This window comes from Angustibacter sp. Root456, from assembly GCF_001426435.1.
In the GTDB taxonomy this organism is placed as follows: Bacteria; Actinomycetota; Actinomycetes; order Actinomycetales; family Angustibacteraceae; genus Angustibacter.
Genome location: NZ_LMER01000015.1, coordinates 116087 through 143075, shown reverse-complemented (window position 1 = coordinate 143075; position 26989 = coordinate 116087). Strand labels below are relative to the sequence as shown.

Genomic DNA, 26989 nt, shown 5'->3' with positions numbered 1-26989 from the left:
CCGCTGATGCTCGGTCGTGACCGGATCCAGTACAAGTCGCCCGACCAGGTGCGGGCGATGCGGCGCGCCGGCGTGGTCGTGGGGGAGACCCTCGAGATGCTGCGGGCCGCCGCGGTGGCCGGCCGCACCACGCGCGACCTCAACGACCTCGCCGAGCAGCGCATCCGCGGGGCGGGGGCGGTGCCGAGCTTCCTCGGTTACGGCCATCCGCCCTTCAGCGGCACCGTCTGCATCTCGGTGAACGACGAGGTCGTGCACGGCCTGCCCGGCGACCGGGTGCTCGCCGACGGCGACGTCGTGTCGATCGACTGCGGTGCGATCGTCGACGGCTGGCACGGCGACGCCGCGGTCACGGTGATCGTCGGGGCCGGGCAGGGACACGCTCGGCCGGACGACGTCGAGCTCGTCGCCGTGACCGAGGAGGCGATGTGGCGCGGGATCGCCGCGCTCGCCGTCGGTGAGCGGCTGCACGCCGTGGGAGCGGCCGTCGAGGACCACGTTGCCGCCAGCAGCCGGCGCACCGGGCAGCCGTACGGCATCGTCGAGGAGTACGTCGGCCACGGCATCGGCACCGAGATGCACCAGGACCCGCAGGTGCCCAACTACCGCGTGCGCGACAAGGGCGTGCGGGTCAAGTCCGGGCTCGTCGTGGCGATCGAGCCGATGCTCACGCGCGGCAGCGCCCAGACGCGCGTGCTCGCCGACGACTGGACCGTCGTCAGCGTCGACGGCTCTCGGGCCGCCCACTTCGAGCACACCGTCGCGGTGGGCGAGGAGGGACTGTGGGTGCTCACGGCCCTCGACGGTGGGGCGGCCAAGCTCGCTGAGCTCGGTGCGCCGTTCGCGCCGCTGGGCTGAGTCCGCAGCGCACCGCGTCACCATCTCGTCCCGGCGAACCCACCCTTCGGGACAGTTCGGCGTGTAGCGTCCAGCCGCATGGGGAACCTCGCGCTCGGGCCGTTCCTGGCGGCGGCGGCCCTGCTCGTGCTGGCGGGCCTACCGAAGCTCGGTGACCCGTCGTCCCTCGTGCTCGCGCTGCGCTCGGTGGGCCTGCCGTCCCCCCCAGGGCTGGGGCGCCTGCTGGCGGCGGCGGAGGTCGTCGTCGGTGGCGGGGCCCTCCTCGCGCCGGGTCGGGTCAGCGGGGCGCTCGTGGCCGCCGCCTACCTGGTGTTCACCGCGTTCGTCGCCCTCGCCCTGAGCCGCGGGGGAGTCCTGGCCTCCTGCGGGTGCTTCGGGCGTCCGGACACCCCACCCACCCGGAGCCACCTGGCCGTCACCGCGATGCTCGCGGCGTCCGGCGTGGCGATGGCCTGGGCGCCGCCGGACTCGGTGTGGTCGACGGCGGTGCGGCAGCCGGTCACCTTCGCCACGCTCATCGGGTTCGCGGCCCTCGTCGCGGCCCTGGCCTACCTCGCCCTCGCCGTCCTGCCGACCGTCACGCCGGTGGCCGTCCGGTCGGCGTCCGCACCCCGAAGGGGCTGAAGCCCGTGCTCGCCGTCGTCATCGCCGAAGGTGTCGCCATCGCCGTGCTCGCGCTGCTCGTGCTGGGCCTGCTGCGCAGCCACGCGCTGATCCTGCGTGCCCTGCACGAGCTCGGTGCCGGTCTGGAGCTGGAGAAGGACGCGGGTGACCCGCCGTCGGCGGCCAACCCGGTGCGGGTCGACATCGAGTCCGGCGTCGTCCCGGCCACGCGGCCGGCCACGGTGCAGGGTCACGCGGTGGTCGGCACCACGCTGGCCGGCGAGGAGGTGACGATCCCGGTGCAGGGGTCCGGCCGGCGCACCCTGCTGGCCTTCCTGTCGAGCGGCTGCAGCGTGTGCCAGACCTTCTGGGACGAGCTGTCGACGGGCGTCCGTGACGTGCCGGGGGACGGTCGGCTCGTCGTCGTCGCCAAGGACCCGCACGACGAGAGCGTCACCCGCCTGCGCGAGCTCGCCGGCCCCGGCCTGGAGGTCGTGCAGTCCTCGGCGGCCTGGAGCGACTACGCCGTGCCCGGCTCGCCCTACTTCGTGTACGTCGAGGACGGCACCATCACCGGCGAGGGCTCGTCGACGACCTGGGCCCAGGTGCGCGACCTCATGCGCCAGGCCGTCGGCGACGCCGCGCAGGCGCGACGGCGCGCCGGGCGCACCGGGCCGGGAGCCCTCACCGGCGCACCCGGGCACCAGAGCCCTCTCGGGCCGATGGACGACTACGCGGACGTCGCGCGCGTCGACCGCGAGCTGCTCAGCGCCGGTATCACGCCTGGTCACACCAGCCTGTACGAGAACCCGGACGACGAGACCGCGAGCCGGTGACGACCGTGGCCGCCTGGACTCCCGTGACGGTCGCGCTCGTCGTCGGCCTGCCGCTCGCGGTGGTCGCGGCGGTGCGCTCGACCTGGTCACCTTGAGGCGAGTCGATGCTCTCGAGCATCAGCCCGCTCGGTGAGCGGGCCCGTCGCGCCCGCTGGGGACTCACTGTGTCGGCGTACCTCGTCGGCTCCGCCGTCGGGGGCCTCGCCGTGGGGGCGGTGAGCGCGGCGCTGGGGGGCCTGCTGCCGGCGGCGTGGCGCGCGTCGGGGCCGGCGGCGGCTGTCGTGGTGCTGCTCTTGCTGGTGGGCCTCGGCCTCGACGTCCGGGCGCGCGGTGGTGCCTTGCCGTCGTGGCGTCGACAGGTCGACGAGGCCTGGCTCGCCCGCTACCGCGGCTGGGTCTACGGGCTGGGGTTCGGACTGCAGCTGGGGGCGGGGGTGCTGACCATCGTCACGAGCTCGACCGTCTACGCGATGCTCGCGCTCGCCGCGTGGTCCGGCACCCCGGCGGTCGGAGCCGCGCTCGGAGCGACGTTCGGCCTGGCGCGCGCGCTGCCCGTGCTGGCCGTGCGGCGGGTGCACGCACCCGGCGAGCTGCGGGCGGTGTTCGCGCGCGTCGAGCGGCTGGGCCGGCCGGTCGACGTCGTGTCTCGAGGGGCGCTGGTGCTGGTCGCGGCGGCAGCCGCGGGGACGGTCTGGAGCTGAGGTGGAGCTGACATGAGCAACTCTCGTTACGGCTTGGCCGTGGCCGCGCAGGACGGTGGCTGGGAGACGCGGATCTCGCGGCGCGAGCCGCACGATCCGGCGGAGGTCACGCACCCGGTGCTGCACGCGTGCACCCGCGCCCTGCCGGCCGAGCGCGGCGACTTCGGCTCGGGCGTGATCGACCTGCTCGGCAGCGACGACGTGTTCGTCTCGCTCATGGACTTCGGCACCGAGGTCGCCGACCAGGGGCTGTTCGAGCCGCAGGGTCGCCCGGTGCTGCGACCCTCGCAGTTCAGCGCCAACCGCATGCCGCGCCTGTACCCCGGTGTGAGCGCGGCGCAGCACTTCTTCAGCGAGGGCGGACGCGCCTTCTGCCTGTACGTCGTGCTCGGGGCGCACTCGCGCCGGATGGCGCTCGTGCCCCGGGCGGCACGGTTGGTGGCGGGCATCCGCATCACGAGCAAGCAGACGCTGCTGCGCCAAGGAGGACTGAGGTGACCACGCTGACCGAGGCCGCCACGGCCACGACCTTCGCCACCCGGGTGGTCGACCGGGTCGCCCGCGGCCTGGGCCGGTTCAGCCGGCGGGGGTTCCTCGTGCAGACGGCGGTGGTGGGCTCGGCGCTCGCCGTCGACCCCAAGGGCTACGTGCTGACACCGCAGACGGCGGCCTCGACCGTGTGTGGTCCGGCGGCCTCGTGCAGCGCGGGCTACACGGTCATGTGCTGCACGATCAACAAGGGCGTCAACGGCTGCCCGCCCGGCACGTTCGCCGCAGGGTGGTGGAAGGCTGCCGACTCCTCGTGGTGCGGCGGCGGCTACCGCTACATCGTCGACTGCAACGCCAGCTGCTCCAAGTGCACGTCCGGCTGCTCCGGCGACAACATCTGCTCCAAGGGCTGCTGGAGCTGCGGCTGCAAGTGCGGTTCGTCCGCGACCTGCGACCAGCGGCGCGTGTGCTGCAACGCCTTCCGCTACGGCCAGTGCAACACGCACGTGCGCTGCAGCGGTGGCGTGGCGTGCCGCGTGGTCAGCTGCATCGCGCCGTACAAGTGGGCCAACTGCACCACGACGTCCCTCACCGACAACGCGACAGCCGAGCACAGTGCGCCCTGTCTGCCGCGCTGGAGCGCCATCACGCGCAAGTACGTCGCGCTCGGCGGTGAGGGGTCGCCCCTCGGCGTCTCGACGGGTCCCGAGCGCGCGGTCGGCGACGGCCGGGGTCGCTACGTCACCTACCAGCACGGTGCCATCTACTGGTCGTCAGCCACTGGTGCCCGGGCTGTGCGCAGCACGGCCATCACCTGGTACCGCCAGCTGGGCGGCCCGCAGGGCGTGCTGCGCTACCCGAGCAGCGACATGGTCACCGCGCGGGACGGCAAGGGGTGGATCCAGCTGTTCGAGGGGGGCGCCATCACCGACAGCCCCCAGACGGCGACCCACACGGTGTCCCTCGCCTCGTACCGCACCTGGGTGGCGACGGGACGCGAGACGGGCCAGCTCGGCTACCCCGTGGCCGAGCGTGTCATGGGCCCGGGTGGGTACTGGATCCAGCACTTCCAGCGCGGCGCCGTCGCGGACACGCCGCACTCGGTCACCTGCCGGGTCACCGGCTGGCAGTACACGCAGTGGCGCAAGCACGGCGGCGAGCACGGCGGGCTCGGCTACCCGGTGTCGAACCTGGTGGTCGACGGCTCGAAGTGGCTCCAGCTGTTCGAGCACGGTGCCCTGGCGGACACGCCGAGCTCGACGACCTGCGTGGTGTGGGCGTGGCAGTTCGGGCGCTGGAGCGCGCTCGGGCGCGAGAAGGGGGTGCTCGGCTACCCGGTGTCCGACCTGCAGGTGTCGGGCTCGTCCTGGCTGCAGCTGTTCGAGGACGGCGCGCTGGCCGACACCGCGAGCTCGGCGACGACCCACGTGTTCGGGCCGGCGTACCGGCGCTGGCTGGCGCTCGACCGTGAGCGCGGCGTCCTGGGCTACCCGGTGCGGGCGCAGAGCGACGAGGTGCGGTCCGGCCACGGCCAGCGCTTCGAGCGCGGCCAGCTGTGGTGGGCAGCGGGCGACACCCCCTGGGTCGTGCGCGGGCGGGTGCTGACGGCGTGGGCGGCCGACGGTGGCGCGTCCGGTCGCTGGGGTTACCCGCTCGAGGACACCGTGGTGGCGTCCGACGGCAGCCAGCACCAGCGCTTCGAGGGCGGACTCCTCACCGCCTGAGCGAGCCCGCTGAGCACGACCCGCTCGACCCGCATTTGGGGTCCGAGCACGATCTGACGTATTCTGCTGTGTCGGCTCACGAGCACTTCCGTCCTCGCCCCGTCCCGCGGCTGGTTCTGGCGGCATGAGGACGCTGTCACACGTGCGCCACGACGACCGGCCCACCGGGGGTCGGTCACCGACGGAATGCGGAGGACATGGCGAAGAAGGACGGCGTCATCGAGATCGAGGGCACGATCGTTGAGGCTCTGCCCAACGCGATGTTCCGCGTGGAGCTCACCAACGGTCACAAGGTGCTGGCGCACATCTCTGGGAAGATGCGGCAGCACTACATCCGGATCCTCCCCGAGGACCGCGTCGTCGTCGAGCTCAGTCCCTATGACCTCACCCGCGGCCGGATCGTCTTCCGGTACCGCTGAGGTCGCTTCACCACGTCAGGCACCACCGCATTCCAGCACGACCATGACCACCGACCACCACGAGCAGACAGCAGGGCGATGAAGGTCAAGCCGAGCGTCAAGAAGATCTGCGACAAGTGCAAGGTGATCCGCCGCAACGGACGGGTCATGGTGATCTGCGAGAACCTGCGCCACAAGCAGCGCCAGGGCTGATCAGAGCACCGCACCGCACGACCAGCAGGACTTCACGACCGAACGACACGACAGCCGCAGCATCCGACCCCGAGGCCAGCACGAGCCAGCTCGCGCGCGCCTCGGACGCCACCCCCGGCCGCGGAGGCCGGGGACCGCACCACGAGCTCACCAGCGGATCAGTGAGTGCGGACCGATGCTGCACCAGACCTCCGCAGACCAAGATCTGGAGACACGGCCACATGGCACGTCTGATCGGCGTCGACCTCCCGCGCGAAAAGCGCGTCGAGATCGCGCTCACGTACATCTTCGGCGTCGGGCGCACCCGCGCCCAGCAGACGCTCGCGGCCACCGGGGTCAGCCCCGACGTCCGCGTGCGCGATCTGTCCGACGAGGACCTCGTCAAGCTGCGTGACTACCTCGAGGCGAGCTACCAGCTCGAGGGCGACCTGCGTCGCGAGGTCGCTGCCGACATCCGCCGCAAGGTCGAGATCGGCAGCTACGAGGGGCTGCGGCACCGCCGCGGCCTTCCGGTGCGCGGCCAGCGCACCAAGACCAACGCGCGCACCCGCAAGGGGCCCAAGCGCACGGTGGCCGGCAAGAAGAAGGCCGGCCGCAAGTAGCAGCCCCTTCCGCGCGTGAGCACGCGCGGGACCACCCCTCGAACGTAGGAGTAACCAGCAGATGCCTCCTAAGGGCCGTCAGGCGGGCGCCAAGAAGGTGCGCCGCAAGGAAAAGAAGAACGTCGCCCACGGGCACGCTCACATCAAGAGCACGTTCAACAACACCATCGTCTCGATCACCGACCCCACCGGGGCCGTGATCTCGTGGGCCTCGGCCGGCCAGGTCGGCTTCAAGGGCTCGCGCAAGTCGACGCCGTTCGCGGCGCAGATGGCCGCTGAGGCCGCTGCGCGCCGCGCGATGGAGCACGGCATGCGCAAGGTCGACGTGTTCGTCAAGGGCCCGGGCTCCGGGCGCGAGACGGCCATCCGCTCCCTCACGGCCACCGGCCTCGAGGTGGGCTCGATCTCGGACGTCACCCCGGTGCCGCACAACGGCGTCCGCCCCCCCAAGCGCCGCCGCGTCTGAGCTGCGCCCCCGAACCTGCTAGCGCCTTACTTCAAGGAGAACCAGCCACATGGCGCGTTACACCGGCGCAGACTGCAAGCGCTGCCGTCGAGAGAAGATGAAGCTCTTCCTCAAGGGCTCCAAGTGCGACGGGCCGAAGTGCCCGATCGAGATCCGTCCGTACCCCCCGGGTATGCACGGTCGCGCTCGCACCAAGGAGTCCGAGTACCTGCTGCAGATGCGTGAGAAGCAGAAGGCTGCGCGCATCTACGGCGTCCTCGAGAAGCAGTTCCGCGGCTACTACGAGGAGGCGCACCGCACCACCGGCAAGACCGGTGAGAACCTGCTGCGCATCCTCGAGACCCGTCTCGACAACGTCGTGTACCGGGCCGGCTTCGCCAAGTCCCGCGACATGGCTCGCCAGCTCGTGCGTCACGGTCACCTGACCGTCAACGGCGTGAAGGTCGACATCCCGTCCTACCGCGTGCGCGAGAAGGACATCATCGAGGTCCGTGAGCGCTCCCACGAGCTGACGCCGTTCGTCGTCGCCCGTGCGGAGGCTGGCGAGCGCACCGTTCCCGCCTGGCTGGAGTCGATCCCGACCCAGCTGCGCATCCTCGTGCACTCCCTGCCCGCGCGTCAGGTCATCGACACGCCGGTGCAGGAGCAGCTCATCGTCGAGCTGTACTCGAAGAACTGATCCACCGCACCACTGATCCACCGCACCACTGATCCACCGCACCACTGATCCACCGCCGGGCCGGCTCGCACCCACGGGTGCGGGCCGGCGTCCGGCACCACCCGCCCGGCGGACCGAGCCCGGGTGGGCGTTCACGAGGTGTCATATAGCGGGCACCCGTCGAAAGGAAGAACCACAGTGCTCATCGCACAGCGCCCCCAGCTCACCGAGGAGAAGGTCGACGACGCGCGCTCGCGGTTCGTCATCGAGCCTCTGGAGCCCGGCTTCGGCTACACCCTCGGCAACTCCCTTCGCCGCACGCTGCTGTCGTCCATCCCGGGCGCGGCGGTCACCAGCATCCGCATCGACGGCGTGCTGCACGAGTTCTCGACGATCCCCGGTGTCAAGGAGGACGTCACCGAGATCATCCTGAACATCAAGTCGCTCGTCGTCTCCAGCGAGCACGACGAGCCGGTCGTGATGTACCTGCGCAAGCAGGGGCCGGGCGCCGTCACGGCGGCCGACATCGCCCCGCCGGCGGGCGTCGAGATCCACAACGCGGACCTGCACATCGCCACGCTGAACGCCAAGGGCAAGCTCGAGATGGAGCTCACCGTCGAGCGCGGCCGTGGCTACGTCTCGGCGCAGCAGAACAAGTCCGGGGACGCCGAGATCGGCCGCATCCCGGTCGACTCCATCTACTCTCCGGTGCTCAAGGTGACCTACAAGGTCGAGGCCACCCGCGTCGAGCAGCGCACCGACTTCGACCGCCTCGTGGTCGACGTCGAGACCAAGAACAGCATCGCGCCGCGCGACGCCATGGCGTCCGCGGGCAAGACGCTGGTCGAGCTGTTCGGCCTGGCCCGCGAGCTGAACGTCGAGGCCGAGGGCATCGACATGGGCCCGTCGCCCACCGACGCCGCCCTGGCCGCCGACCTCGCGCTGCCGATCGAGGAGCTCGACCTCACGGTGCGGTCCTACAACTGCCTCAAGCGCGAGGGCATCCACACCGTGGGTGAGCTCGTGGGGCGCAGCGAGGCCGACCTGCTCGACATCCGCAACTTCGGCGCCAAGTCGATCGACGAGGTCAAGGCCAAGCTCGTCGGCATGGGGCTGCAGCTCAAGGACAGCCCGCCCGGCTTCGACCCGGCCGCTGCCGTCGAGGCGTACGGCGCCGACGACGACGCCGCGTTCGCCGAGGACGAGCAGTACTGAGACCCCTGACCTGACCCCTGACCGACCGGTAGGAGATCGACCACCATGCCCACGCCCACGAAGGGCCCGCGCCTCGGCGGCGGCCCGGCGCACGAGCGGCTCATCCTGGCCAACCTGGCCCAGGCGCTCTTCGAGCACGACCGCATCACGACGACCCAGGCCAAGGCCAAGCGGCTGCGTCCGCTCGCCGAGCGCCTGGTGACGTTCGCCAAGCGCGGTGACCTGCACGCCCGACGTCGTGTGCTCGCGGTGATCAGCGACAAGAGCGTCGTGCACCGCCTGTTCACCGAGATCGCCCCCGACGTGGCCGAGCGCCAGGGTGGCTACACGCGGATCACCAAGATCGCTCCGCGCAAGGGCGACAACGCCCCCATGGCCGTGATCGAGCTGGTGCGTGAGTCGCTGTCGCCGAAGCAGGCCACGGTTGCCGAGGCGGAGGGCGCCACCAAGCGCGCCGCCAAGAAGTCGACCGCCAAGAAGGCCGCCGCCACGAAGGCCGAGCCTGCGGCTGAGGCGCCGGCCGCCGAGGCGGACGCTCCGTACGGCGAGGGTTCGGCGGCCCCGCTGGCCGACGGCTCGGCGCCCGAGGGCTTCACCATCAAGGGCAACGAGGACTCGAAGAAGTACCACACCCCCGAGTCGCCCTGGTACGACCAGACTGAGGCTGAGGTCTGGTTCGCCACGCAGGAGGCCGCCGAGGCGGCCGGCTTCGAGGCTCCGGGCACCATGCCTGACGCCGAGGAGGCTGCTGCTGAGGAGTCCGCTGAGGGCGACAAGGCCTGAGCGCACCGCTGTACCGAGAACCCGCTGTACCGAGAGCCCGCCGTCCCCTGAGGGACGGCGGGCTCTCACGCGTTCACCCCCGGTCCGCCCACCCGTGCACTCTGGAACCGAAGCGCACGCGCGGGGTGGGGTGGGGTGAGGGCGTCGGTAGCCTGGGCGGGTGAGCGACCAGGACGCCGGCCTGCTGCGGCTGCGGCTCGACCTGGCCTACGACGGGACGGCGTTCTCCGGCTGGGCCGCCCAGCCCGGCCGCCGCACGGTCGAGAGCGAGCTGTCGCGAGCGCTGACCACGGTGCTGCGCGCGCCGGAGCCGGTGCGGCTCACCGTCGCCGGACGCACGGACGCCGGGGTGCACGCGCGGGGCCAGGTGGCCCATGCCGACGTCCACCCGGCGGCGTGGTGGGCGCTCCCCGGGCGTTCCGACCGCGCGCCCGAGCTGGCCGCCCTCACCCGTCTGGCCGGCGTGCTGCCGTCCGACGTCGTCGTGCACGCGGTGCGCCTCGCCCCGTCCGGCTTCGACGCCCGCTTCGCGGCCACCTCGCGCCGCTACCTGTACCGCCTGTGCGACCGGCGGACCGAGCTCGACCCCCTGCGTCGCTTCGACACGGTGCTCACCAAGACGCCGCTGGACGTCGCCGCCATGGATGCGGCCGCCCAGGAGCTGCTGGGCCTGCGCGACTTCGCAGCGTTCTGCAAGCGCCGCGAGGGCGCCACGACGGTCCGCACGTTGCTCGAGTACTCCTGGCGTCGGCTGGACGACGGCGTGCTCGCGGCGACGGTGGTGGCGGACGCCTTCTGCCACTCGATGGTGCGTGCGCTCGTGGGTGCCGTGGTGCCGGTGGGCGAGGGACGCCGTCCGGTGGGCTGGGCCGCCGAGGTGCTGGCCGCGGGCGTCCGCGACCCCGCCGTCGCGGTCATGCCGCCGCACGGCCTGTCGCTGGAGGAGGTCACCTACCCGCCGGACGCCGACCTTGCGACCAGGGTGCTCGAGGCGAGATCTCGGCGAAGCCTCTAGACGGTTCCCCAAATCGTATGCAATTGTGGCCGCGTGAGCGAGGATACCCGTCAAAAGTCCATTGATGGCATGCAAGATCACCACAGTCATGCGGGTGAGCCGTCCGGCGGCCCTCTCAGCGGCATCCGGGTCATCGAGCTCGGGCAGCTGCTCGCGGGCCCGTTCTGCGGCCAGCTGCTCGGGGACTTCGGCGCTGACGTCATCAAGATCGAGGACCCGCGCACGGGCGACCCGATGCGGCAGTGGGGTCGGGAGAAGCCCCACGGCAAGTCGCTGTGGTGGTCGGTCGTCGGGCGCAACAAGCGCTCGGTAGGGCTCGACCTGCGCCGCCCCGAGGGGCAGGAGGTGCTCCGCACCCTCGCGGCGGAGGCCGACGTGGTGATCGAGAACTTCCGGCCCGGGACGCTCGAGCGCTGGGGACTGGACTACGAGACGCTCTCAGCGCAGAACCCCGGCCTGGTGCTCGTGCGCGTCACCGGCTACGGCCAGAGCGGCCCCTACGCCACGCGGGCCGGCTACGGCAGCATCGGTGAGGCGATGGGCGGCCTGCGGTACGTCGTCGGCGACCCGTCCGCACCGCCGAGCCGGGTCGGCATCTCGATCGGGGACACCCTCGCCGCCACCTTCGCGGCCCTGGGCGCGATCTCGGCGCTGTACGAGCGCTCGCGGACCGGCCGAGGCCAGGTCGTCGACTCGGCGATCTTCGAGGCAGTGCTCGCGGTGATGGAGTCGCTGGTGCCCGAGTACCAGATCGGCGGCTACGTCCGCGAGCGCACCGGCCCGACCCTGCCGGACGTCGCACCGTCCAACGTCTACCCGACGGCCGACGGCCTCATGGCGCTCGTCGCCGCCAACCAGGACACCGTCTTCGCCCGGTTGGCCAAGGCCATGGGCCGTCCGGAGCTGGCGGTCGACCCCGACTTCGCCACCCACACCGGACGCGGCATGCGCCAGGTCGAGCTCGACGAGCTCATCGCGCAGTGGACGAGCGGCCTGACGTGGGAGCAGCTCGAGGAGATCTGCACCGAGCACGCCGTACCGGCCGGCCTGATGTACCGGGCGCCGGAGATGCTCCAGGACCCGCACTTCCAAGCCCGCGAGACCATCGTCCGCCTGGCGCACCCCGACTTCGGCGAGGTCGCGATGCAGAACGTGTTCCCGCGGTTCTCCCGCACGCCGGGGGCGGTGCGCTGGCCCGGGCCCGCCCTGGGCGCGCACACCGACGAGGTGCTGGCGGCTGCGGGCCTGGACGGCGAGCAGATCGCAGCCCTGCGCCGCTCGGGGGTCGCGGGATGAGCCGCGTCCTGGACCTGCCGGACTCCGTGCGGCTGGTCGAGGTCGGGCTCCGGGACGGCCTGCAGGTCATCACGCGGCCGGTGCCGACGTCCGCCAAGGTGCGGCTGGTCGAGCGGCTGCTCGACGCGGGGGTTCGGCACGTCGAGGCGGTGTCGTTCGCGCACCCGCGCCTGCTGCCGCAGCTGGCGGACGCCGAGCAGGTGATGGCGGGCGTGCCCCGCGACCGCGGTGCGGTCTATCGCGGACTGGTGCCCAACCGTCGCGGCGCCGAGCGCGCCGCACCGTGCGGGCTCGACGAGATCGTGGCCCTCGCGTGCACCGACGAGGCGGTCACCTGGATCAACCAGCGCAGCACGGTGGCCGACGTGCTGGCCGGCCTGCGGCCCATCGGTGAGGTCGCCCGGGCCGGCGGCGCCCGGTTCGTCGTCGGGATCGCCATGGCCTTCTTCGCACCCGGCACCGGGCGCGTTCCTGCCGAGGTCCGACGCCGGTGCGTCGACGCGGCCGTGGACGCCGGGGCCAGCGGTGTCTACCTGGCCTCCAGCGCCGGCATGGACGACCCCCGCGACGTTGCGGACGGCGTCGCCGAGGTGCGGCAGCGGCACCCCGACGTGGAGGTGGGCGTCCACCTGCACGCGCGCAACGGGATGGCGCTCGCCAACGCGCTCGCGGCGGCGCAGGCCGGCGTCACCTGGATCGAGGGTGCGTTCGGTGGGCTGGGGGGCGACCTGTGGGCGCCGGGCGACCCCGCGGTCCTGGGTAACGCGCCGCTCGAGGACCTGGTGCACCTCATGGACGGCCTCGGTGTCACGACCGGCATCGATCTCACGCGCTACCTCGAGGTCGTGGCCGAGGCCATGGAGCTCACCGGCGCAACCGCTCGCTCGGCCGTCGTCGCCGGCGGCACGCGCGACGAGCTCGCCGCCCACCGCTGGCCCGAGCACCTGCTCGCCGACGGCCCGGCACCGTCCGCAGTGACCCACCACCACCCCATGGCCACCGTGCAGGTCCCTGCCGCCGGCCCCACCAAGGAGGACACCCCATGCGCATGACCTCGTCGATGAAGGTCGCCACGCTCGTCGCGGCCCTGCTGCCCGTCGCGGCGTGCGGCGGTGGTGGATCCGCGGCCGACGGCGGCGACGCGAGCAAGGACACGGTGACCGTCGGGTCGCTGCTGCCGTATTCCGGTGAGGCGTCGTTCCTCGGCCAGAACGTCGGAGGCAAGGGCGCGACGCTCGCGGTCGCGGTGGCCAACGACAACGGCGGCGTCCTCGGGCACAAGGTCGAGCTCGTCACCCAGGACACCCAGCGGCGCGCCGGCCCGGCGGTCTCGGGTCTGCGCGCGCTGCAGGCCCAGCACGTCACGGTAGGGATCGGCCCGACGTCGGCCACCATCCCGGCCGTGCTGCCCCTGCTGAAGAAGAGCGACGTGCCGTGGGTGCCGATCGGGTCGACGTCCGTGCTGGACACCGGCCTGGAGTCGACCCACGTGTGGCGCACCTTCGCCTCTGACACCCAGCAGCTGCCCGCCATGCTGCTGGCCGGCGCCAAGAGCGGCGGCAAGATCGGGCTGGTCTTCGAGAACAACGCCTCGGGCCAGCAGCAGATGGCCACCGCGAAGAAGTACGCCGCAGCGGTGCCGGGCGTGCAGATCGTCAAGGAGCTGCTGCTCGCGCCGGGTCAGGCCAGCTATCGCTCGGAGGCCTCGGACTTCCTCGGCGCCGACGTCGACGCCGTGCTGTGGCAGCTCACCGACGCCACCGCCGCCGGCTTCTTCAAGTCCGGCGACCAGACGGGCAAGCTCGCTGGCAAGAGCTTCATCGGCACCGACGCCGCGCTCGCCGACAGCCAGGTGAAGATCTTGAAGCCGTACCTCGGCAAGGCGAGCTTCACGGCCGTGACGCCGGCGGAGTCCGGCCCCGGCCGCGCCAAGTTCGCCGAGCTCTACCAGAAGCAGTTCAGCTCCGAGCCGGTCGTGCTGGCCGACGCCGGATACGACGCCACGACGTTGCTGCTGCTCGCCGTGACGAAGGCTGGTAGCACGGACCCGGACGCCATCGCCAAGGCGCTGCCGGCCGTGGCCAAGGCCCCGGGCACCGCGTGCACGTGGTTCGGCGAGTGCGCGCAGCTGCTGAAGGACGGCAAGGACATCGACTTCCAGGGTGCGATGAACACGTTGTCCTTCAACGACTCCCACAACGTCGTCTCCGACTTCGCGCTGGTGAAGATCGCCCCCGACGGGACGACGAGCGGCGAGGCGGACACCGCCTTCAGCGTCGAGGACCTCAACGCGGTCCTGGAGAAGGTCGGCAAGTGAGGCAGCTGGTCCGGCGGCGTCCGGCCGCTACCTCGAGCTCCGAGGTAGCGGCCGGGCCACCGGCGGCCGGGCTGGTCGTGCAGGAGCTGCATGCGGGGTACTCGCGGCGCGCGGCGATCGTCCACGGCGTCAGCTTCGAGGTGCAGCAGGGTGAGACGCTCGCCCTGCTGGGCCCCAACGGCTCCGGCAAGTCCACATTGCTCAAGACGGTCTTCGGGCTGACCGTGCTGCACTCGGGACGGGTGTCCTACGACGGGCGGCGCGTCTCCGGTCGAGCCCCCTACCGCCTGGCGCGGCTGGGCCTGGGCATGGTGCCGCAGCAGGACGCCGTCTTCGCCGGCCTGTCGGTGCGCGAGAACCTCCAGGTCGGCGCACCCAGCGGATCACGGGCCGACGTGGCCGCGCGGGTCGATGAGGTGCTGGACGTCCTGCCCCAGCTGCGTCCGCGCTTGCGCACCGCCGCCGGCGCGCTCTCCGGCGGTGAGCAACGGCTCGTCGCGGTCGGACGCGCCCTCATGGCCCGCCCCCGCATGCTGCTGCTCGACGAGCCGACGGCGGGGCTGGCCCCCCGCACCAGCAGGGAGATCCTCGACACCGTCGACGTGGTCCGGCGCACCCTCGGGCTCGGCATCCTGCTCGTCGAGCAGAACGCCCGCGCCGCGATGAAGGTGGCCGACCGCGTCCTGGTGCTGGCGGCCGGCCAGGTCGCGTTCACCGGAAGCCGCGAGGAGGCGCTCGCCGACGACGAGCTCACCTCGCTCTACCTCGGAGTCGCCACATGACCGACGGTCTGGCCGCCCAGGACGTGCACGTCGCCTTCGGCGGCATCCGCGCCCTCGCCGGTGTCGACGTCGCGTTCCCGCCCGGGCGCATCAGCGCCCTCATCGGGCCCAACGGCGCGGGCAAGTCGACCCTCGTCAACGTCCTCACCGGATTCCAGGCGCCGACCAGCGGCACGGTGCGGCTGGGTGGGCGCGACATCACCCGCACCAGCGCCCACCGCCGCGTCCGGCTGGGTCTGCTGCGCAGCTTCCAGTCACCCCGCGTGGTCCCCGCGCTGAGCGTGCTGGAGAACGTCCTGCTGGCCGAGCCCGAGCGCCCCAGCACTAGCGCGGCCGCCGCCGTGCTGCGGCGCCGGCGCACCCGGCGTGACGAGGACGACGCCGTGGCCCGCGCGCACGCGGCACTGGCGTCATTCGGTCTGCTGCGGGTCGCGCACCACCGGGGCGGCGAGATCTCCGGCGGTCAGCAGCGCCTGGTCGAGCTCGCCCGGCTCTCGCTCGTCCCGTCCGCGTTCATGATCCTCGACGAGCCCACGGCCGGCGTAGCCCCCGCGATGCGTCAGGTGATGGTCGACCACCTGCGCTCGCTGCACGCCTCGAGCGGCGCGGCGCTCGTCATCGTCGAGCACGACATGGCCGTGGTCGAGGCGGTGGCCGAGGAGGTCTTCGTCATGGCGGACGGCGCCCTGCTCACCCACGGCTCCATGGCCGACGTCCGGGCCGACGCGCGTGTGGTCGAGGCGTACCTCGGTGCGACGGAGGTGGCGTGATGCTCGACGTCCTGCTGTTCGGGCTCATCACCGGGGCGGTGGTCGCGCTGGGCAGCCTCGGGCTGTCGATGATCTTCAGCCAGTTCCGCTTCCTCAACTTCGCGTACGGCGAGCTGCTGACGCTCGGCGCCTACCTGTACCTCGCCGTCGGGGGCCGACGCCTCGGGTGGCTGGCGATCCTGCTGTCGGCGCTCGCGGTCGGCCTGGCAGGTCTCGCCCTGCACGTGCTCGTCTTCAAGCCGCTCGTCACGCGTGGGCCGATCACCATGACGGTCGCCTCCATGGGCGTCGGGTTCGCGTTGCAGAACGTGTTCGCGTCGGTGTGGGGCACCCAGGTCATGGAGGTGTCGATCCCCACCATCCCGGCGTCCTTCGGCCCGTTCGGGCGCCTGCAGGTCACCACGGTGGTGGCCGTCGTCGTGCTGGCCAGCGTCGTCGCGGCCCTGCTCTTCGGTACCCGGACCGGCCGGCAGCTGCGGGCAGCCGCGGACAACCGCACCCTGGCCGCCGTCACGGGCGTCGACCTCAGGGTCGTCGGTCTGCTGACCTGGGGGCTGGGCGCCGCACTCGCGGGGATCGCTGGCGTCCTGCTCGCCGCCGACGGCCAGCTCACGCCCACCATGGGCTACCTGACGCTGTTCCCCATCATCGCCGCGGTGCTCATCACGGGCGGCCGCAACCCGTTCGCGGCGGCGCTCGGTGGGTTCGCGATCGGGCTCGCCAGTGAGCTCGCCGCCCGGTACGTCGGCAGCGCGTACAAGCCGGCCATGGCCATCGCCGTGCTGGCCGTCGCCCTGTACCTGTCCGCCACCCTCAGCAGGAAGGTGCGTGTGTAGTCGTGAGCCTGGACTTCCTGCTCAACGCCGCCGTGATGGTCGGGATCTACTACCTGCTCGCGTCCGGCCTCAACCTGCAGTACGGAGTCAGCGGGCTGCTCAACCTCGGCGTGCACGGCGTCTTCGCCCTGGGCGCATACGGCTACGCGCTGCTCACCCAGCCGCCTGGGTCGCTGACCGCATTCGCGCTCGGCCTTCCCTGGCCCCTCGCCGCGCTGGTCGCGGTCGTGCTGTGCGCCGCCGCGTCGGTGCTGCTGGTGCTGCCGGCGGCGGTGGTCGACTCACGCAGCCGCAACGCCTACCTGCTGCCGATCCTCATGCTCGCGGTGTCGGAGACGTTCGTCGTCGTGCTCTCGACCCGCAACGGCCTGGCCGGCGGCTTCGCCGGCCTGTTCGGCATCCCGCAGCCGCTCGCCGACCTCACCGCGACCATGCCGCCGGAGCGGGCGGCTGCCGTCTACCTCGGACTGGTGCTCGCGGTCGGCGTCGTCGTGACGCTCGCCGCCGGTGCCCTGGTCGGCTCGCCCTTCGGCCGGACGGCCAAGGCCGTGCGCGACGACGAGGTGGAGGTGCGCGCGCTCGGCCGTTCGCCCCTGCGCTTCCAGCTGGTCTGCGCCGGCATCGGCGGAGCGCTCATGGGGGCGGCCGGCGTGTTGTGGGCCGGGTACCTCACCACATTGCAACCGTCTGGCTTCACGATCAGCGAGACGCTCATCGTGCTCATCGCCGTCATCGCGGGCGGGCGCGGCAGCGTGGTGGGCTGCGTCCTCGGGTCGGTGCTCGTCTTCGGGGTGCTCGACCAGGCGACCCGGTTCCTGCCCTCCGCGATCACCACGGCGGTGCCAGGTGCCCGCCAGATCCTGCTCGGCGTCGTGCTCGTCCTGTTGCTGCGCTACCGGCCGGCCGGGCTGTGGCCGGAGCGTCCGCGACGTTTCCGCCGGGCCTGGGCCGCCGCGCCGCAGCGCGCCACGGCCGCAGCTGCCTGCGCCGACCGGCAAGATGGGGCGGGTCGAGCAGGTCACGAGGACGACGGGAGCCGCGGGTGGGGCGAGACAACGCCAGTGCCTACGAAGGCATCAGGGAGCTGATTCGCAGCGGCGCCTTCCAGGGTGGCCAGCCGCTGCGGGAGGCTTCGCTCGCCGAGCGTCTGGGGGTGTCGCGCACACCCGTCCGCGAGGCGCTGAGGCGGCTGGCTGCCGAGGGCATCGTCGAGCTGCGACCGAACCGCGGCGCGCGGCTGGTCGAGATCAACCCGGCCGACGTCGACGAGATCTTCACGCTGCGCGCCCTGCTTGAGCCGCACGCGGCGTGGCGGGCGGCGGCGCACGTGAGTGCGCAGGCGCTGGCCCGGCTGGGTGAGCTGGTCGAGCTCATGGACAGCGCGGTCGCCGCGGGGGAGTCAGCGCTCGACGAGCTGGCGGAGTACAACCAGGAGTTCCACCGCACGATCGTCGCCGAGGCGCACTCCCACCTGCTCGCCGACGCGCTCGCGGTGGTGGTGCGCGAACCGCTGGTGCACCGCACGTTCCACTCCTACAGCCAGGAGCAGCAGCGGCGCTCGCAGGCGCACCATCGCGAGCTGGTGGCGGCCCTGGCCGCCGGTAACTGCGACTGGGCGTCGGCCGTGATGCGCTCGCACATCGAGGCGGCCCGCAGCGTCTTCACCTGAGCCGCGGCAACGCGAAAAGCAGGTGCTCCGCGCCAGAGCCCACGCCACACTGGCTACTCGTGGGACACGTCGACGTCAACACCGTCAGCTTCCGTCTGCCGGACGGCAGGCCGCTGCTCGACGACGTCACCTTCCGCGTGGGCGACGGCGCCACGGTGGCGCTCATCGGCCCCAACGGCACGGGCAAGACGACGCTGCTGCGCATCATCGCCGGCGACCTCGACCCGCACGGGGGAGCGGTGACCCGCAGCGGTGGGCTCGGCGTCATGCGCCAGTTCGTCGGCCAGGTGCGCGACACCTCGACCGTGCGCGACCTGCTGCTCACGGTGGCGCCACCGCGCGTGCGAGTGGCGGCCCACGCGCTGGAGGCGGCCGAGCTGGCGATGATGGAGTCCGACGACGAGCCGACCCAGATGCGGTACGCCCAGGCCATCGCCGACTGGGCGGACGCCGGTGGGTACGACGCCGAGACGCTCTGGGACGTGTGCACCGTGGCCGCGCTCGGCGTGCCGTTCGAGAAGGCGCAGTGGCGCGAGGTGCGCACCTTGAGTGGTGGCGAGCAGAAGCGGCTGGTGCTCGAGGCCCTGCTGCGCGGCCCGGACGAGGTGCTGCTGCTCGACGAGCCCGACAACTACCTCGACGTGCCGGGCAAGCGGTGGCTGGAGGACCGGCTGCGCGAGACGCCGAAGACGGTGCTGCTCGTGAGCCACGACCGCGAGCTGCTCGACCGTGCGGCCGACCGGATCGCGACCCTGGAGCCGAGCGCGGCGGGCAGCACCGTGTGGGTGCACCCGGGCCGGTTCTCGACGTACCACGACGCGCGCCGCGAGCGGCTGGCCCGGCTCGAGGAGCTGCGGCGCCGCTGGGACGAGGAGCACCAGAAGCTCAAGGACCTCGTGCAGTACTACAAGAACAAGGCCGCCTACAACTCCGACATGTCGAGCCAGTACCACGCCGCTGAGAAGCGCCTGCAGCGCTTCCTCGACGAGGGGCCGCCCGAGGCGCTGCCTGCGCTGCAGAACGTCCGGATGCGGCTGCAGGGGGGCCGCACCGGCAAACGGGCGGTGATGTGCGAGCAGCTGGAGCTCACCGGCCTGATGCAGCCGTTCGACCTCGAGGTCTGGTACGGCGAACGGGTGGCCGTGCTGGGCTCGAACGGCTCGGGCAAGTCGCACTTCCTGCGGCTGCTCGCGGCCGGCGGCTCCGACCCGGACGCCGAGCACCGGCCGGTCGACGACATCGTCATCGCGCCGGTGGTGCACACCGGCCGGGCGCGGCTGGGCGCGCGGGTGCGCCCCGGCTGGTTCGCCCAGACCCACGAGCACCCGCGGCTGGTGGGCCGCACGCTGCTGGAGATCCTGCACCGCGGCGACGACCACCGCGACGGCCTGCCGCGTGAGCAGGCGGCCCGGGCCCTCGACCGCTACGAGCTGGCGCGCGCGGGGGAGCAGGTGTTCGAGTCGCTGAGCGGGGGCCAGCAGGCACGCTTCCAGATCCTGCTGCTCGAGCTCAGCGGGGCGACCCTGCTGCTGCTCGACGAGCCGACGGACAACCTCGACCTGCACTCGGCCGAGGCGCTCGAGGAGGGGCTCGCGTCGTTCGAGGGGACGGTGCTGGCCGTGACGCACGACCGCTGGTTCGCGCGCGGCTTCGACCGGTTCCTGGTGTTCGGAGCCGACGGGCGGGTCTACGAGTCACCGGAACCGGTGTGGGACGAGACGAGGGTGGTCAGACAACGATGAGCCAGACGCTGCAGGGGGGCCGGCCGCGGTCGAAGGAGCAGGTGCGCGGCGTGGTGGCGCGCGTGCTGCTCGTGACGGCGGTGGTGCTGGGAGTCGTGCGGGTGCTGCTGGCGCAGTACCGGCACGCCGACTTCGTCCAGGCCTACGGCGAGTTCAGGCACCTTGACATGACGACCTTCCTGGGTCAGGAGATCGCCAAGCGCGAGGTGCCCGGGCACGTCGACTCGGCCATCTTCAGCCTGCTCTGCGCCGGGCTGCTGATCCTGCCGCTGCTGCGCAAGGTGGTGGGCGGCCAGCCGTGGGCGCGCTTCGTCGCGCTGGCCCTCAGCGCGGCTGGTGGCCTCAACACGCTCGGGTCGGTCGCCGTCCCCTCACCGTGGTGGTACCACCTGCTCACCCTCGTCATGGTGGCGATGACCGCTGTGGTCGTGTGGCTGCTGTGGCGGGCGCCGGTCGAGTACGACTACCTGGCCCGCTGAGGCGGCGACCGGTGCAGAGGCTGGCGCGTCTCCGTTCGGTCACGATGTGGGGCGCGGTTCGGTCACGACCTCTGACGCGCGGCCGCGCGCCGTCCTAGCGTCACCAGGGTGCGCGACGTCCGCGACCTCGAGGTCGCGTCCGTGGGCGGCGGTGCGGACACCACCCCGGACGCGGTGCGTGCTGCCTGCGGTCTGCTGGTGCCCCTGGTCGCGCTGATGCTGCTGCGCGTGTGGATGGTCGGCTTCGAGTGGTCGGCGTTCGTGCGGGCCTACGGGACGGCGCACCGGCTCGACATGACCTCGCCGTCCGGCTGGGTGGTCGCCGAGCTGCGGACGCCGGGGCAGTGGGGCGTGGTCGTCGACCTCGCCACCGCGCTGGTCAGCGCCGGGCTCATGGTCGCGCTGGTGCGGCGCTGGTGGGGCGCCCGGGTGCTGCTGCTGGGTGCGACTGCGGCGGGAGGCATCGACGTCGTCGCCTCGCTCGCCTACCCCGTGCCGTGGTGGTTCCTCGTCGCGGGGGTGCTGACGGCGGCGACCGAGCTGGTGCTCGTCGTGCTGCTCTGCCGCCCGGCGACGTCGATGCACCTGCAGCCGGAACCGACATCGCTGAAAGAATTTGCAGAAAGTTGCTGAGGGGGCCTTCCATGCAGGGGTCGTGCAGGTCTAGGGTCGCGACGAACTGGACACCTCGGACGACGCCGTCCGCCCTGCTGGGAGAGCCCGCCCATGTCTGCACTGGCCCTTCGATCCGTGTCGTCCTCGAGGTCGCGTCGCCCCTGGGCGGCGGTGCTCGTCGCCGTGCTGGCGCTCGCGCTGCTCGCGGCGGCCCCCGCGCGGTCGGCCCGGGCGGCCGAGAGCCCGCTGCCGTCGTCCGTGACGCTGGTCGGCAGCCTGCAGAGCGAGCTGGGGTGCTCCGGCGACTGGCAGCCCGACTGCGCGAAGACGCACCTGGAGCGGGTCGGTGACACCCCCACGTTCGCGGGCCGCTTCACGCTGCCTGCGGGCAGCTACGAGCTCAAGGTCGCCCTCAACGACTCGTGGGACGAGAGCTACGGCCTGGACGGCGGCGGGGACAACATCCCGCTCGTGCTCGCCGGCCAGGCGACGCTCGACTTCACGTACGACCACACCACCCACCGCGTCGGCATCGCACCCACCGACCTGCCGGGGCCGGTCACCGCAGCCGACAAGCAGCTGGCGAGCGCGAGCCTGCGCGCCCCGCTGACCCGCGAGCGGTTCTACTTCGTGATGGCCGACCGCTTCGCCAACGGCGCCAAGGCCAACGACACCGGCGGGCTCACCGGTGGGCGGATGGAGACGGGCTTCGACCCCACCGACAAGGGCTTCTACCACGGTGGCGACCTCAAGGGCCTGACCAGCAAGCTCGACTACATCAAGGGCCTCGGCACGACGGCGATCTGGCTCACGCCGTCGTTCAAGAACCGTCCCGTGCAGGGCAGCGGCAGCGACGCCAGCGCCGGGTACCACGGCTACTGGATCACCGACTTCACCCAGATCGACCCGCACCTGGGCACCAACGCCGACATGAAGGCGCTCATCGCCGCTGCGCACGCCAAGGGCATGAAGGTCTTCTTCGACATCATCACCAACCACACCGCGGACGTCATCGACTACACCCAGCAGAAGTACTCGTACGTCAGCAAGGCGGATGCGCCGTACAAGGACGCGGCCGGCAACACCTTCGACGACAAGGACTACGCGGGCACCGACACGTTCCCGCAGCTGAACGCCCAGTCGTTCCCCTACACGCCGACGTTCCGATCCGAGGCCGACAAGACCGTCAAGGTGCCGGCGTGGCTGAACGACCCCACGAAGTACCACAACCGCGGTGACTCGACCTTCGCCGGCGAGAGCGCCGAGTACGGCGACTTCGTCGGGCTCGACGACCTGTTCACCGAGCAGCCCGCCGTGGTCAAGGGCATGACCGACATCTACACGCAGTGGGTCGACTTCGGCATCGACGGCTTCCGCATCGACACCGTCAAGCACGTCAACATGGAGTTCTGGCAGAAGTTCTCGCCGGCGATCCTGGCCCGCGCGAAGGCCGACGGCAACGACGACTTCTTCATGTTCGGCGAGGTGTACGACGCGCGCCCCTCGTTCATGTCGCAGTACACGACCACCGGCAGGCTGCCCGCCACGCTGGACTTCGGCTTCCAGGCCGCGGCCAAGGACTTCGCCGCCGGAAAGGCCACCACCGGTGTGCGTGACCTGTTCGTCGGCGACGACTACTACACCGACACCGACTCCAACGCGTACGAGCTGCCCACCTTCCTGGGCAACCACGACATGGGCCGCATCGCGATGATGCTCAAGGGTTCTGGGGTGCCGGCTGACGAGGTGCTGAAGCGTGACGAGCTCGCGCACCAGCTGATGTACCTCACCCGCGGCCAGCCGGTCGTCTACTACGGCGACGAGCAGGGCTTCGCCGGCGCCGGCGGCGACAAGGACGCGCGGCAGGACATGTTCGCCAGTCAGGTCGCCCAGTACAACAGCGAGGACGTCGTCGGCGGCCCGTCCGGGAGCCGTGACCGGTACGACACCAAGGCTCCCCTCTACCGTGCGATCCAGCAGGTGGCCGCCCTGCGTGCGGCGAACCCGGCACTCGCTGACGGCACGCAGGTGCACCGGTACGCGTCGTCGTCCGCGGGGATCTACGCGTTCAGCCGCGTCGACCGCCAGACCAAGGTCGAGTACCTCGTCGCGGCCAACAACGCGACCACGGCCAAGTCGGCCGAGGTGGCCACCTTCGTCGATCACGGCACCTTCAAGCCACTCGCCGGCTCGCGGGCGTCGTTGCGCACCAACAAGGAGGGCCGCGCGACCATCACCGTGCCGCCGCTGTCGGTGGCGGTATGGAAGGCGACCCGGCCGGTCGATCACCGCCGTGCCGCACCGGCTGTCTACCCCGCGTCGCCTCAGCCGGGGGCGGTTGTCGGGGGACGCACTGAGGTCGGGGTGTCGGTGCCCGACAACGCCCTGGCCGAGGTGACCTTCGGCTACCGACCGGTCGGAACGGCTGCGTGGCAGCGGATCGGCACCGACGACAACGCGCCGTACCGCGTCTTCCACGACACCACGGGCCTGGCCAAGGGCACGCTGGTCGAGTACCGAGCCGTGCTGCGCGACAGCAGTGGCAACTACTCGGCCACCTCCACCTACGGCATCGTCGGCACGCCGGCACCCAGCGGCGGCGGGGGCGGCGGTGGCGTCGGCCCGGTGACGCAGCCGGACGCCGTCAGTGTTCCGGGAAATCACAACAGCGAGATGGGCTGCACCGGTGGCGCGAACGCCGGCGACTGGATGCCGGACTGCCCGCAGGCCCAGCTGTCGCTCGACCCGAACGACCAGGTCTGGAAGGGCACGTACACGCTGCCCACCGGCTCGTACGCCTACAAGGCGGCGATCAACAAGAGCTGGGACGAGAACTACGGCGCCGGCGCGGTGAAGAACGGTTCCGACATCAGCTACACCGCGCCCGCCGGCCCGGTGACGTTCTACTACGACCACGCCACCCACTACGTCACCTCCGACGCCCAGGGCCCGATCGTCACGGTGCCGGGGTCCTTCCAGGCGGCCCTCGGCTGCTCGGGTGACTGGCAACCTGCGTGCATGCGGCCGTGGCTGCAGGACCCGGATGGCGACGGCGTGCTCACCTGGCGCACCGACCGCATTCCGGCGGGCCACTACGAGGCCAAGGTCACCCACGGGCTGACCTGGGACGAGAACTACGGCGCGGGCGGTGCGCCGGGCGGTGCCAACATCGGCTTCGACGTCCCGGGCGACGGTGTGGTGACGACGTTCTCGTACACGCTGGCGACGCACGTGCTCACGATCACCACGTCGCGCGCGGGTGCGGCGCCCGACCTCACGAAGGCCAAGGCGCACTGGGTGGCGCGCGACCTCATCGCGTGGCCGGCGAACGCTGTGCCCGCGGGCACCTCGCCCGAGCGGCTGCGGTGGCGGCTGCACTGGTCGGTAACCGGTGGCCTGGCGGTCGACGACGAGGCCGTGACCGGTGGGTCGTCCGCGGCGCTGACCTACGACCCCGCCGGGCTGCCGGCGGACGTGGTGGCGAAGGACCCGCAGCTGAAGGGCTTCCTCGCCCTGCGGCTGGCGCGCTCGTCCGCGCGCCAGGTGCCCACGATTCTCAAGGGCCAGGTCGCGGTCGCGCAGTACGACGACCTCGGTCGGCTCACTGACGCGACCGGCGTGCAGATCCCGCGGGTGCTCGACGACGTCTACGCCGGTGCGCGGAGCGAGCGGCTCGGCCTGAGCTGGCACGGCCGCGGGCCGACGTTCGCCGTGTGGGCACCGACGGCGACGGACGTCGACCTGCTGGTGTGGCGTGCTGGCCGTGAAAGCGGTGCGCCGCAACGCGTCCAGCTACGCGCGGATCACGACGGTGTGTGGTCGACCAGGGGGCGCCCCGACTGGCGGGGAGCTCAGTACCTCTACGACGTGACGGTCTACGCGCCGTCCACGCGGAAGGTCGAGCACAACCAGGTGACCGACCCGTACTCCCTGACGCTGACGCCCGACTCGAAGCGGTCGGTGGCCGTCGACCTCGATGACCCTGCGCTGCAACCGAAGCAGTGGCGCACGACGCCGTCGCCGAAGCTGGCCCAGAGCGTCGACTCCACCATCTACGAGCTGCACGTGCGCGACTTCTCGGTGAGTGACCCGAGCGTGCCGGCGGACCACCGCGGCACCTACCTGGCGTTCGCCGACGACGGTGCGGGCACCAAGCACTTGCGGGCGCTGGCGAAGGCCGGTCTCAACACCGTGCACCTGCTGCCGACGTTCGACATCACCTCGATCCCCGAGAAGCGCTCGGAGCAGAAGACGCCCGACTGCGACCTCGCCTCGATGCCGCCGGACTCCGAGCAGCAGCAGGCCTGCGTCACCGCCGTCGCGAAGGACGACGCCTTCAACTGGGGCTACGACCCGTACCACTGGATGGCGCCGGAGGGTTCGTACGCCACCGACCCGGACGGCGCCCCTCGCGTCGCGCAGTTCCGCACCATGGTGGGGGCGCTGCACGCCGACGGGCTGCGTGTGGTGCTCGACCAGGTGTTCAACCACACGTCCGCATCGGGTCAGGCCGACACGTCGGTGCTCGACAAGATCGTGCCCGGCTACTACCACCGGCTGAACGTCAGCACGGGTGAGGTCGAGACCTCGACCTGCTGCCAGAACGTCGCCACCGAGCACGCGATGGCCGAGAAGATGATGGTCGACGCGGTCGTCGTGTGGGCCCGCGACTACCGGGTCGACGGCTTCCGGTTCGACCTGATGGGCCACCACTCGCGCGCGAACATGCTGGCAGTTCGGCACGCGCTCGACGCGCTCACGCTGCGGCGCGACGGTGTCGACGGGCGCTCGATCTACCTCTACGGGGAGGGCTGGAACTTCGGGGAGGTCGCCAACAACGCGCGCTTCTACCAAGCCACGCAGGGCCAGCTCGGTGGCACGGGGATCGGCACGTTCAGCGACCGGCTGCGCGACGCCGTCCGCGGTGGCGGGCCGTTCGACGAGGACCCGCGCATCCAGGGCCTCGGCAGCGGCCTAGCCGGCGACCCCAACGGCGCAGCGGTGAACGGCGATGCGGCCCAGCAGGCGGCGACGCTGGCGCACGCCACTGACCTCGTCGAGCTCGGCATGGCCGGCAACCTGCGGGCCTACCGGTTCCGCGCGTCGTCCGGGGACGTCGTCCGCGGCGACCAGGTCGACTACAACGGCCAGCCCGCCGGGTACGCCGACCAGCCGGACGAGGTCATCAGCTACGTCGACGCACACGACAACGAGACGCTCTTCGACACGCTGACGTACAAGCTGCCGCAGAGCACGTCGATGGCCGACCGCGTGCGGATGAACACCGTCTCGCTCGCCACCACGGCGCTCGGCCAGTCGCCGTCGTTCTGGCACGCGGGCGCCGACCTGCTGCGGAGCAAGTCGTTGGACCGCAACAGCTTCGACTCGGGTGACTGGTTCAACCGGCTCGACTGGACCGGCGCGGACAACGGCTTCGGCCACGGGCTGCCGCCGAAGGCCGACAACGCCGCCAAGTGGGCGTACCAGAAGCCGCTGCTCGCCGACCCCGCGCTCAAGCCGACCGCGAACGACGTCGCCACGGCGTCGGCTGCTGCGGCCGACCTGCTGCGGCTGCGGTCGTCGTCCCCGCTGTTCACGCTGGGCTCGGCCGACCTCATCAACGCCAAGGTGGGCTTCCCGGTGTCGGGCACCAGTGAGGCGCATCCTGGTGTGATCGTGATGCGGATCGACGACAGCGTCGGCTCGGACGTCGACCCCGCGCTCAAGGGTCTGGTCGTGGTGCTCAACGCGAGCGCGTCCGCCGTCGACCAGAAGGTGCCTGGGCTCGACGGGCACGCGCTGGCCCTCTCGCCGGTGCAGGAGTCAGGCAGCGACCGGGTGGTCAAGACGGCCGCCTGGGACGCGACCTCCGGGTCGGCCAGCGTGCCGGCACGCACCGTGGCGGTGTTCGTGGAACGGTGA

Annotated in this window: 26 protein-coding genes; all 26 read left to right on the top strand. The window is 71.8% G+C overall.

Annotation, left to right across the window (positions count from 1 at the left end; all coding sequences use genetic code 11):
* Positions 1–6: 6 nt before the first annotated feature.
* The 26 genes from map (at position 7) to pulA (ending at position 26989) form a co-directional block, all read left to right on the top strand.
* Positions 7–858, top strand: coding sequence for a type I methionyl aminopeptidase (map, locus tag ASD06_RS08320; RefSeq protein ID WP_056675596.1), 852 nt, complete (start codon positions 7–9; stop codon positions 856–858).
* 78 nt (positions 859–936) lie between these two features.
* A complete protein-coding gene (locus ASD06_RS08315; RefSeq protein WP_056675593.1) occupies positions 937–1482 on the top strand; it encodes a MauE/DoxX family redox-associated membrane protein in 546 nt (181 codons plus the stop codon).
* A 5-nt stretch (positions 1483–1487) separates the two neighbouring features.
* Complete coding sequence (locus ASD06_RS08310) at positions 1488–2297, top strand: hypothetical protein (protein WP_056675588.1); 810 nt, start codon at positions 1488–1490, stop codon at positions 2295–2297.
* Positions 2298–2401: 104 nt separating this feature from the next.
* Positions 2402–2998: a hypothetical protein gene (locus tag ASD06_RS08305; protein WP_056675586.1), complete on the top strand. Its 597-nt coding sequence runs from the start codon at positions 2402–2404 to the stop codon at positions 2996–2998.
* Positions 2999–3010: 12 nt separating this feature from the next.
* The gene (locus ASD06_RS08300; RefSeq protein ID WP_056675578.1) at positions 3011–3496 is read left to right on the top strand and encodes a hypothetical protein; all 486 of its coding nucleotides are present in this window, start codon (positions 3011–3013) and stop codon (positions 3494–3496) included.
* Complete coding sequence (locus tag ASD06_RS08295; RefSeq protein ID WP_056675565.1) at positions 3493–5211, top strand: LGFP repeat-containing protein; 1719 nt, start codon at positions 3493–3495, stop codon at positions 5209–5211. Before ASD06_RS08300 ends, ASD06_RS08295 begins: the two co-directional genes overlap by 4 nt.
* A 197-nt stretch (positions 5212–5408) precedes the next feature.
* A complete protein-coding gene (gene infA / locus ASD06_RS08290; RefSeq protein WP_006946284.1) occupies positions 5409–5630 on the top strand; it encodes a translation initiation factor IF-1 in 222 nt (73 codons plus the stop codon).
* 78 nt (positions 5631–5708) lie between these two features.
* Entirely contained in the window at positions 5709–5822 is a 114-nt protein-coding gene (rpmJ, locus tag ASD06_RS08285; RefSeq protein WP_034266058.1) for a 50S ribosomal protein L36, read from the top strand.
* A 221-nt stretch (positions 5823–6043) separates the two neighbouring features.
* Positions 6044–6424 (top strand): 30S ribosomal protein S13, encoded by a 381-nt coding sequence (gene rpsM, locus ASD06_RS08280; protein ID WP_056675559.1) that lies wholly within the window; start codon positions 6044–6046, stop codon positions 6422–6424.
* Positions 6425–6485: 61 nt separating this feature from the next.
* Positions 6486–6890 (top strand): 30S ribosomal protein S11, encoded by a 405-nt coding sequence (gene rpsK / locus ASD06_RS08275; protein WP_056675556.1) that lies wholly within the window; start codon positions 6486–6488, stop codon positions 6888–6890.
* Between the two features lie 49 nt (positions 6891–6939).
* Entirely contained in the window at positions 6940–7569 is a 630-nt protein-coding gene (rpsD, locus tag ASD06_RS08270; protein WP_056675551.1) for a 30S ribosomal protein S4, read from the top strand.
* Between the two features lie 177 nt (positions 7570–7746).
* Positions 7747–8763, top strand: coding sequence for a DNA-directed RNA polymerase subunit alpha (locus ASD06_RS08265; protein WP_056675549.1), 1017 nt, complete (start codon positions 7747–7749; stop codon positions 8761–8763).
* A 45-nt stretch (positions 8764–8808) separates the two neighbouring features.
* On the top strand, positions 8809–9546 hold the full coding sequence (rplQ, locus tag ASD06_RS19985; protein WP_056675546.1) for a 50S ribosomal protein L17: 738 nt from the start codon (positions 8809–8811) through the stop codon (positions 9544–9546).
* Positions 9547–9730: 184 nt separating this feature from the next.
* Entirely contained in the window at positions 9731–10561 is an 831-nt protein-coding gene (gene truA / locus ASD06_RS08255) for a tRNA pseudouridine(38-40) synthase TruA (RefSeq protein WP_056676385.1), read from the top strand.
* A 69-nt stretch (positions 10562–10630) separates the two neighbouring features.
* Positions 10631–11857 carry a CaiB/BaiF CoA-transferase family protein gene (locus tag ASD06_RS08250; RefSeq protein ID WP_056675544.1) on the top strand — a complete coding sequence of 409 codons (1227 nt, stop codon included), beginning with the start codon at positions 10631–10633 and terminating at the stop codon, positions 11855–11857.
* The gene (locus tag ASD06_RS08245; protein ID WP_056675541.1) at positions 11854–12909 is read left to right on the top strand and encodes a pyruvate carboxyltransferase; all 1056 of its coding nucleotides are present in this window, start codon (positions 11854–11856) and stop codon (positions 12907–12909) included. The genes ASD06_RS08250 and ASD06_RS08245 overlap by 4 nt, the downstream gene beginning before the upstream one ends.
* The gene (locus ASD06_RS08240) at positions 12900–14174 is read left to right on the top strand and encodes an ABC transporter substrate-binding protein (RefSeq protein WP_056675538.1); all 1275 of its coding nucleotides are present in this window, start codon (positions 12900–12902) and stop codon (positions 14172–14174) included. Before ASD06_RS08245 ends, ASD06_RS08240 begins: the two co-directional genes overlap by 10 nt.
* Positions 14171–14956, top strand: coding sequence for an ABC transporter ATP-binding protein (locus ASD06_RS08235; protein WP_056675535.1), 786 nt, complete (start codon positions 14171–14173; stop codon positions 14954–14956). The genes ASD06_RS08240 and ASD06_RS08235 overlap by 4 nt, the downstream gene beginning before the upstream one ends.
* Positions 14953–15726, top strand: coding sequence for an ABC transporter ATP-binding protein (locus tag ASD06_RS08230; protein ID WP_056675532.1), 774 nt, complete (start codon positions 14953–14955; stop codon positions 15724–15726). The genes ASD06_RS08235 and ASD06_RS08230 overlap by 4 nt, the downstream gene beginning before the upstream one ends.
* Positions 15726–16562: a branched-chain amino acid ABC transporter permease gene (locus ASD06_RS08225; RefSeq protein ID WP_056675529.1), complete on the top strand. Its 837-nt coding sequence runs from the start codon at positions 15726–15728 to the stop codon at positions 16560–16562. The genes ASD06_RS08230 and ASD06_RS08225 overlap by 1 nt, the downstream gene beginning before the upstream one ends.
* Positions 16563–16564: 2 nt before the next feature.
* Complete coding sequence (locus ASD06_RS08220) at positions 16565–17650, top strand: branched-chain amino acid ABC transporter permease (RefSeq protein WP_056675527.1); 1086 nt, start codon at positions 16565–16567, stop codon at positions 17648–17650.
* Positions 17605–18231, top strand: a complete 627-nt coding sequence (locus tag ASD06_RS08215) for a GntR family transcriptional regulator (protein WP_056675523.1) — start codon at positions 17605–17607, stop codon at positions 18229–18231. The genes ASD06_RS08220 and ASD06_RS08215 overlap by 46 nt, the downstream gene beginning before the upstream one ends.
* Positions 18232–18290: 59 nt before the next feature.
* The gene (locus ASD06_RS08210) at positions 18291–19973 is read left to right on the top strand and encodes an ABC-F family ATP-binding cassette domain-containing protein (RefSeq protein ID WP_056675522.1); all 1683 of its coding nucleotides are present in this window, start codon (positions 18291–18293) and stop codon (positions 19971–19973) included.
* Positions 19970–20452 carry a hypothetical protein gene (locus ASD06_RS08205; RefSeq protein WP_056675519.1) on the top strand — a complete coding sequence of 161 codons (483 nt, stop codon included), beginning with the start codon at positions 19970–19972 and terminating at the stop codon, positions 20450–20452. The genes ASD06_RS08210 and ASD06_RS08205 overlap by 4 nt, the downstream gene beginning before the upstream one ends.
* Before the next feature lie 108 nt (positions 20453–20560).
* Positions 20561–21085 carry a hypothetical protein gene (locus ASD06_RS08200; RefSeq protein ID WP_056675518.1) on the top strand — a complete coding sequence of 175 codons (525 nt, stop codon included), beginning with the start codon at positions 20561–20563 and terminating at the stop codon, positions 21083–21085.
* Positions 21086–21178: 93 nt separating this feature from the next.
* On the top strand, positions 21179–26989 hold the full coding sequence (pulA, locus tag ASD06_RS08195; protein WP_056675515.1) for a pullulanase-type alpha-1,6-glucosidase: 5811 nt from the start codon (positions 21179–21181) through the stop codon (positions 26987–26989).

Excerpts from the sequence above, each read along its gene's own strand:
- rpmJ (WP_034266058.1), top strand. The coding sequence starts at position 5,709 with ATGAAGGTCAAGCCGAGCGTCAAGAAGATCTGCGACAAGTGCAAGGTG.
- rpsK (WP_056675556.1), top strand. The coding sequence starts at position 6,486 with ATGCCTCCTAAGGGCCGTCAGGCGGGCGCCAAGAAGGTGCGCCGCAAG.
- ASD06_RS08245 (WP_056675541.1), top strand. The coding sequence starts at position 11,854 with ATGAGCCGCGTCCTGGACCTGCCGGACTCCGTGCGGCTGGTCGAGGTC.
- ASD06_RS08250 (WP_056675544.1), top strand. The coding sequence starts at position 10,631 with ATGCAAGATCACCACAGTCATGCGGGTGAGCCGTCCGGCGGCCCTCTC.
- rplQ (WP_056675546.1), top strand. The coding sequence starts at position 8,809 with ATGCCCACGCCCACGAAGGGCCCGCGCCTCGGCGGCGGCCCGGCGCAC.
- ASD06_RS08300 (WP_056675578.1), top strand. The coding sequence starts at position 3,011 with ATGAGCAACTCTCGTTACGGCTTGGCCGTGGCCGCGCAGGACGGTGGC.
- ASD06_RS08205 (WP_056675519.1), top strand. The coding sequence starts at position 19,970 with ATGAGCCAGACGCTGCAGGGGGGCCGGCCGCGGTCGAAGGAGCAGGTG.
- ASD06_RS08240 (WP_056675538.1), top strand. The coding sequence starts at position 12,900 with ATGCGCATGACCTCGTCGATGAAGGTCGCCACGCTCGTCGCGGCCCTG.
- rpsM (WP_056675559.1), top strand. The coding sequence starts at position 6,044 with ATGGCACGTCTGATCGGCGTCGACCTCCCGCGCGAAAAGCGCGTCGAG.
- pulA (WP_056675515.1), top strand. The coding sequence starts at position 21,179 with ATGTCTGCACTGGCCCTTCGATCCGTGTCGTCCTCGAGGTCGCGTCGC.
- rpsD (WP_056675551.1), top strand. The coding sequence starts at position 6,940 with ATGGCGCGTTACACCGGCGCAGACTGCAAGCGCTGCCGTCGAGAGAAG.
- ASD06_RS08305 (WP_056675586.1), top strand. The coding sequence starts at position 2,402 with ATGCTCTCGAGCATCAGCCCGCTCGGTGAGCGGGCCCGTCGCGCCCGC.
- infA (WP_006946284.1), top strand. The coding sequence starts at position 5,409 with ATGGCGAAGAAGGACGGCGTCATCGAGATCGAGGGCACGATCGTTGAG.
- ASD06_RS08230 (WP_056675532.1), top strand. The coding sequence starts at position 14,953 with ATGACCGACGGTCTGGCCGCCCAGGACGTGCACGTCGCCTTCGGCGGC.
- map (WP_056675596.1), top strand. The coding sequence starts at position 7 with ATGCTCGGTCGTGACCGGATCCAGTACAAGTCGCCCGACCAGGTGCGG.
- ASD06_RS08225 (WP_056675529.1), top strand. The coding sequence starts at position 15,726 with ATGCTCGACGTCCTGCTGTTCGGGCTCATCACCGGGGCGGTGGTCGCG.
- ASD06_RS08315 (WP_056675593.1), top strand. The coding sequence starts at position 937 with ATGGGGAACCTCGCGCTCGGGCCGTTCCTGGCGGCGGCGGCCCTGCTC.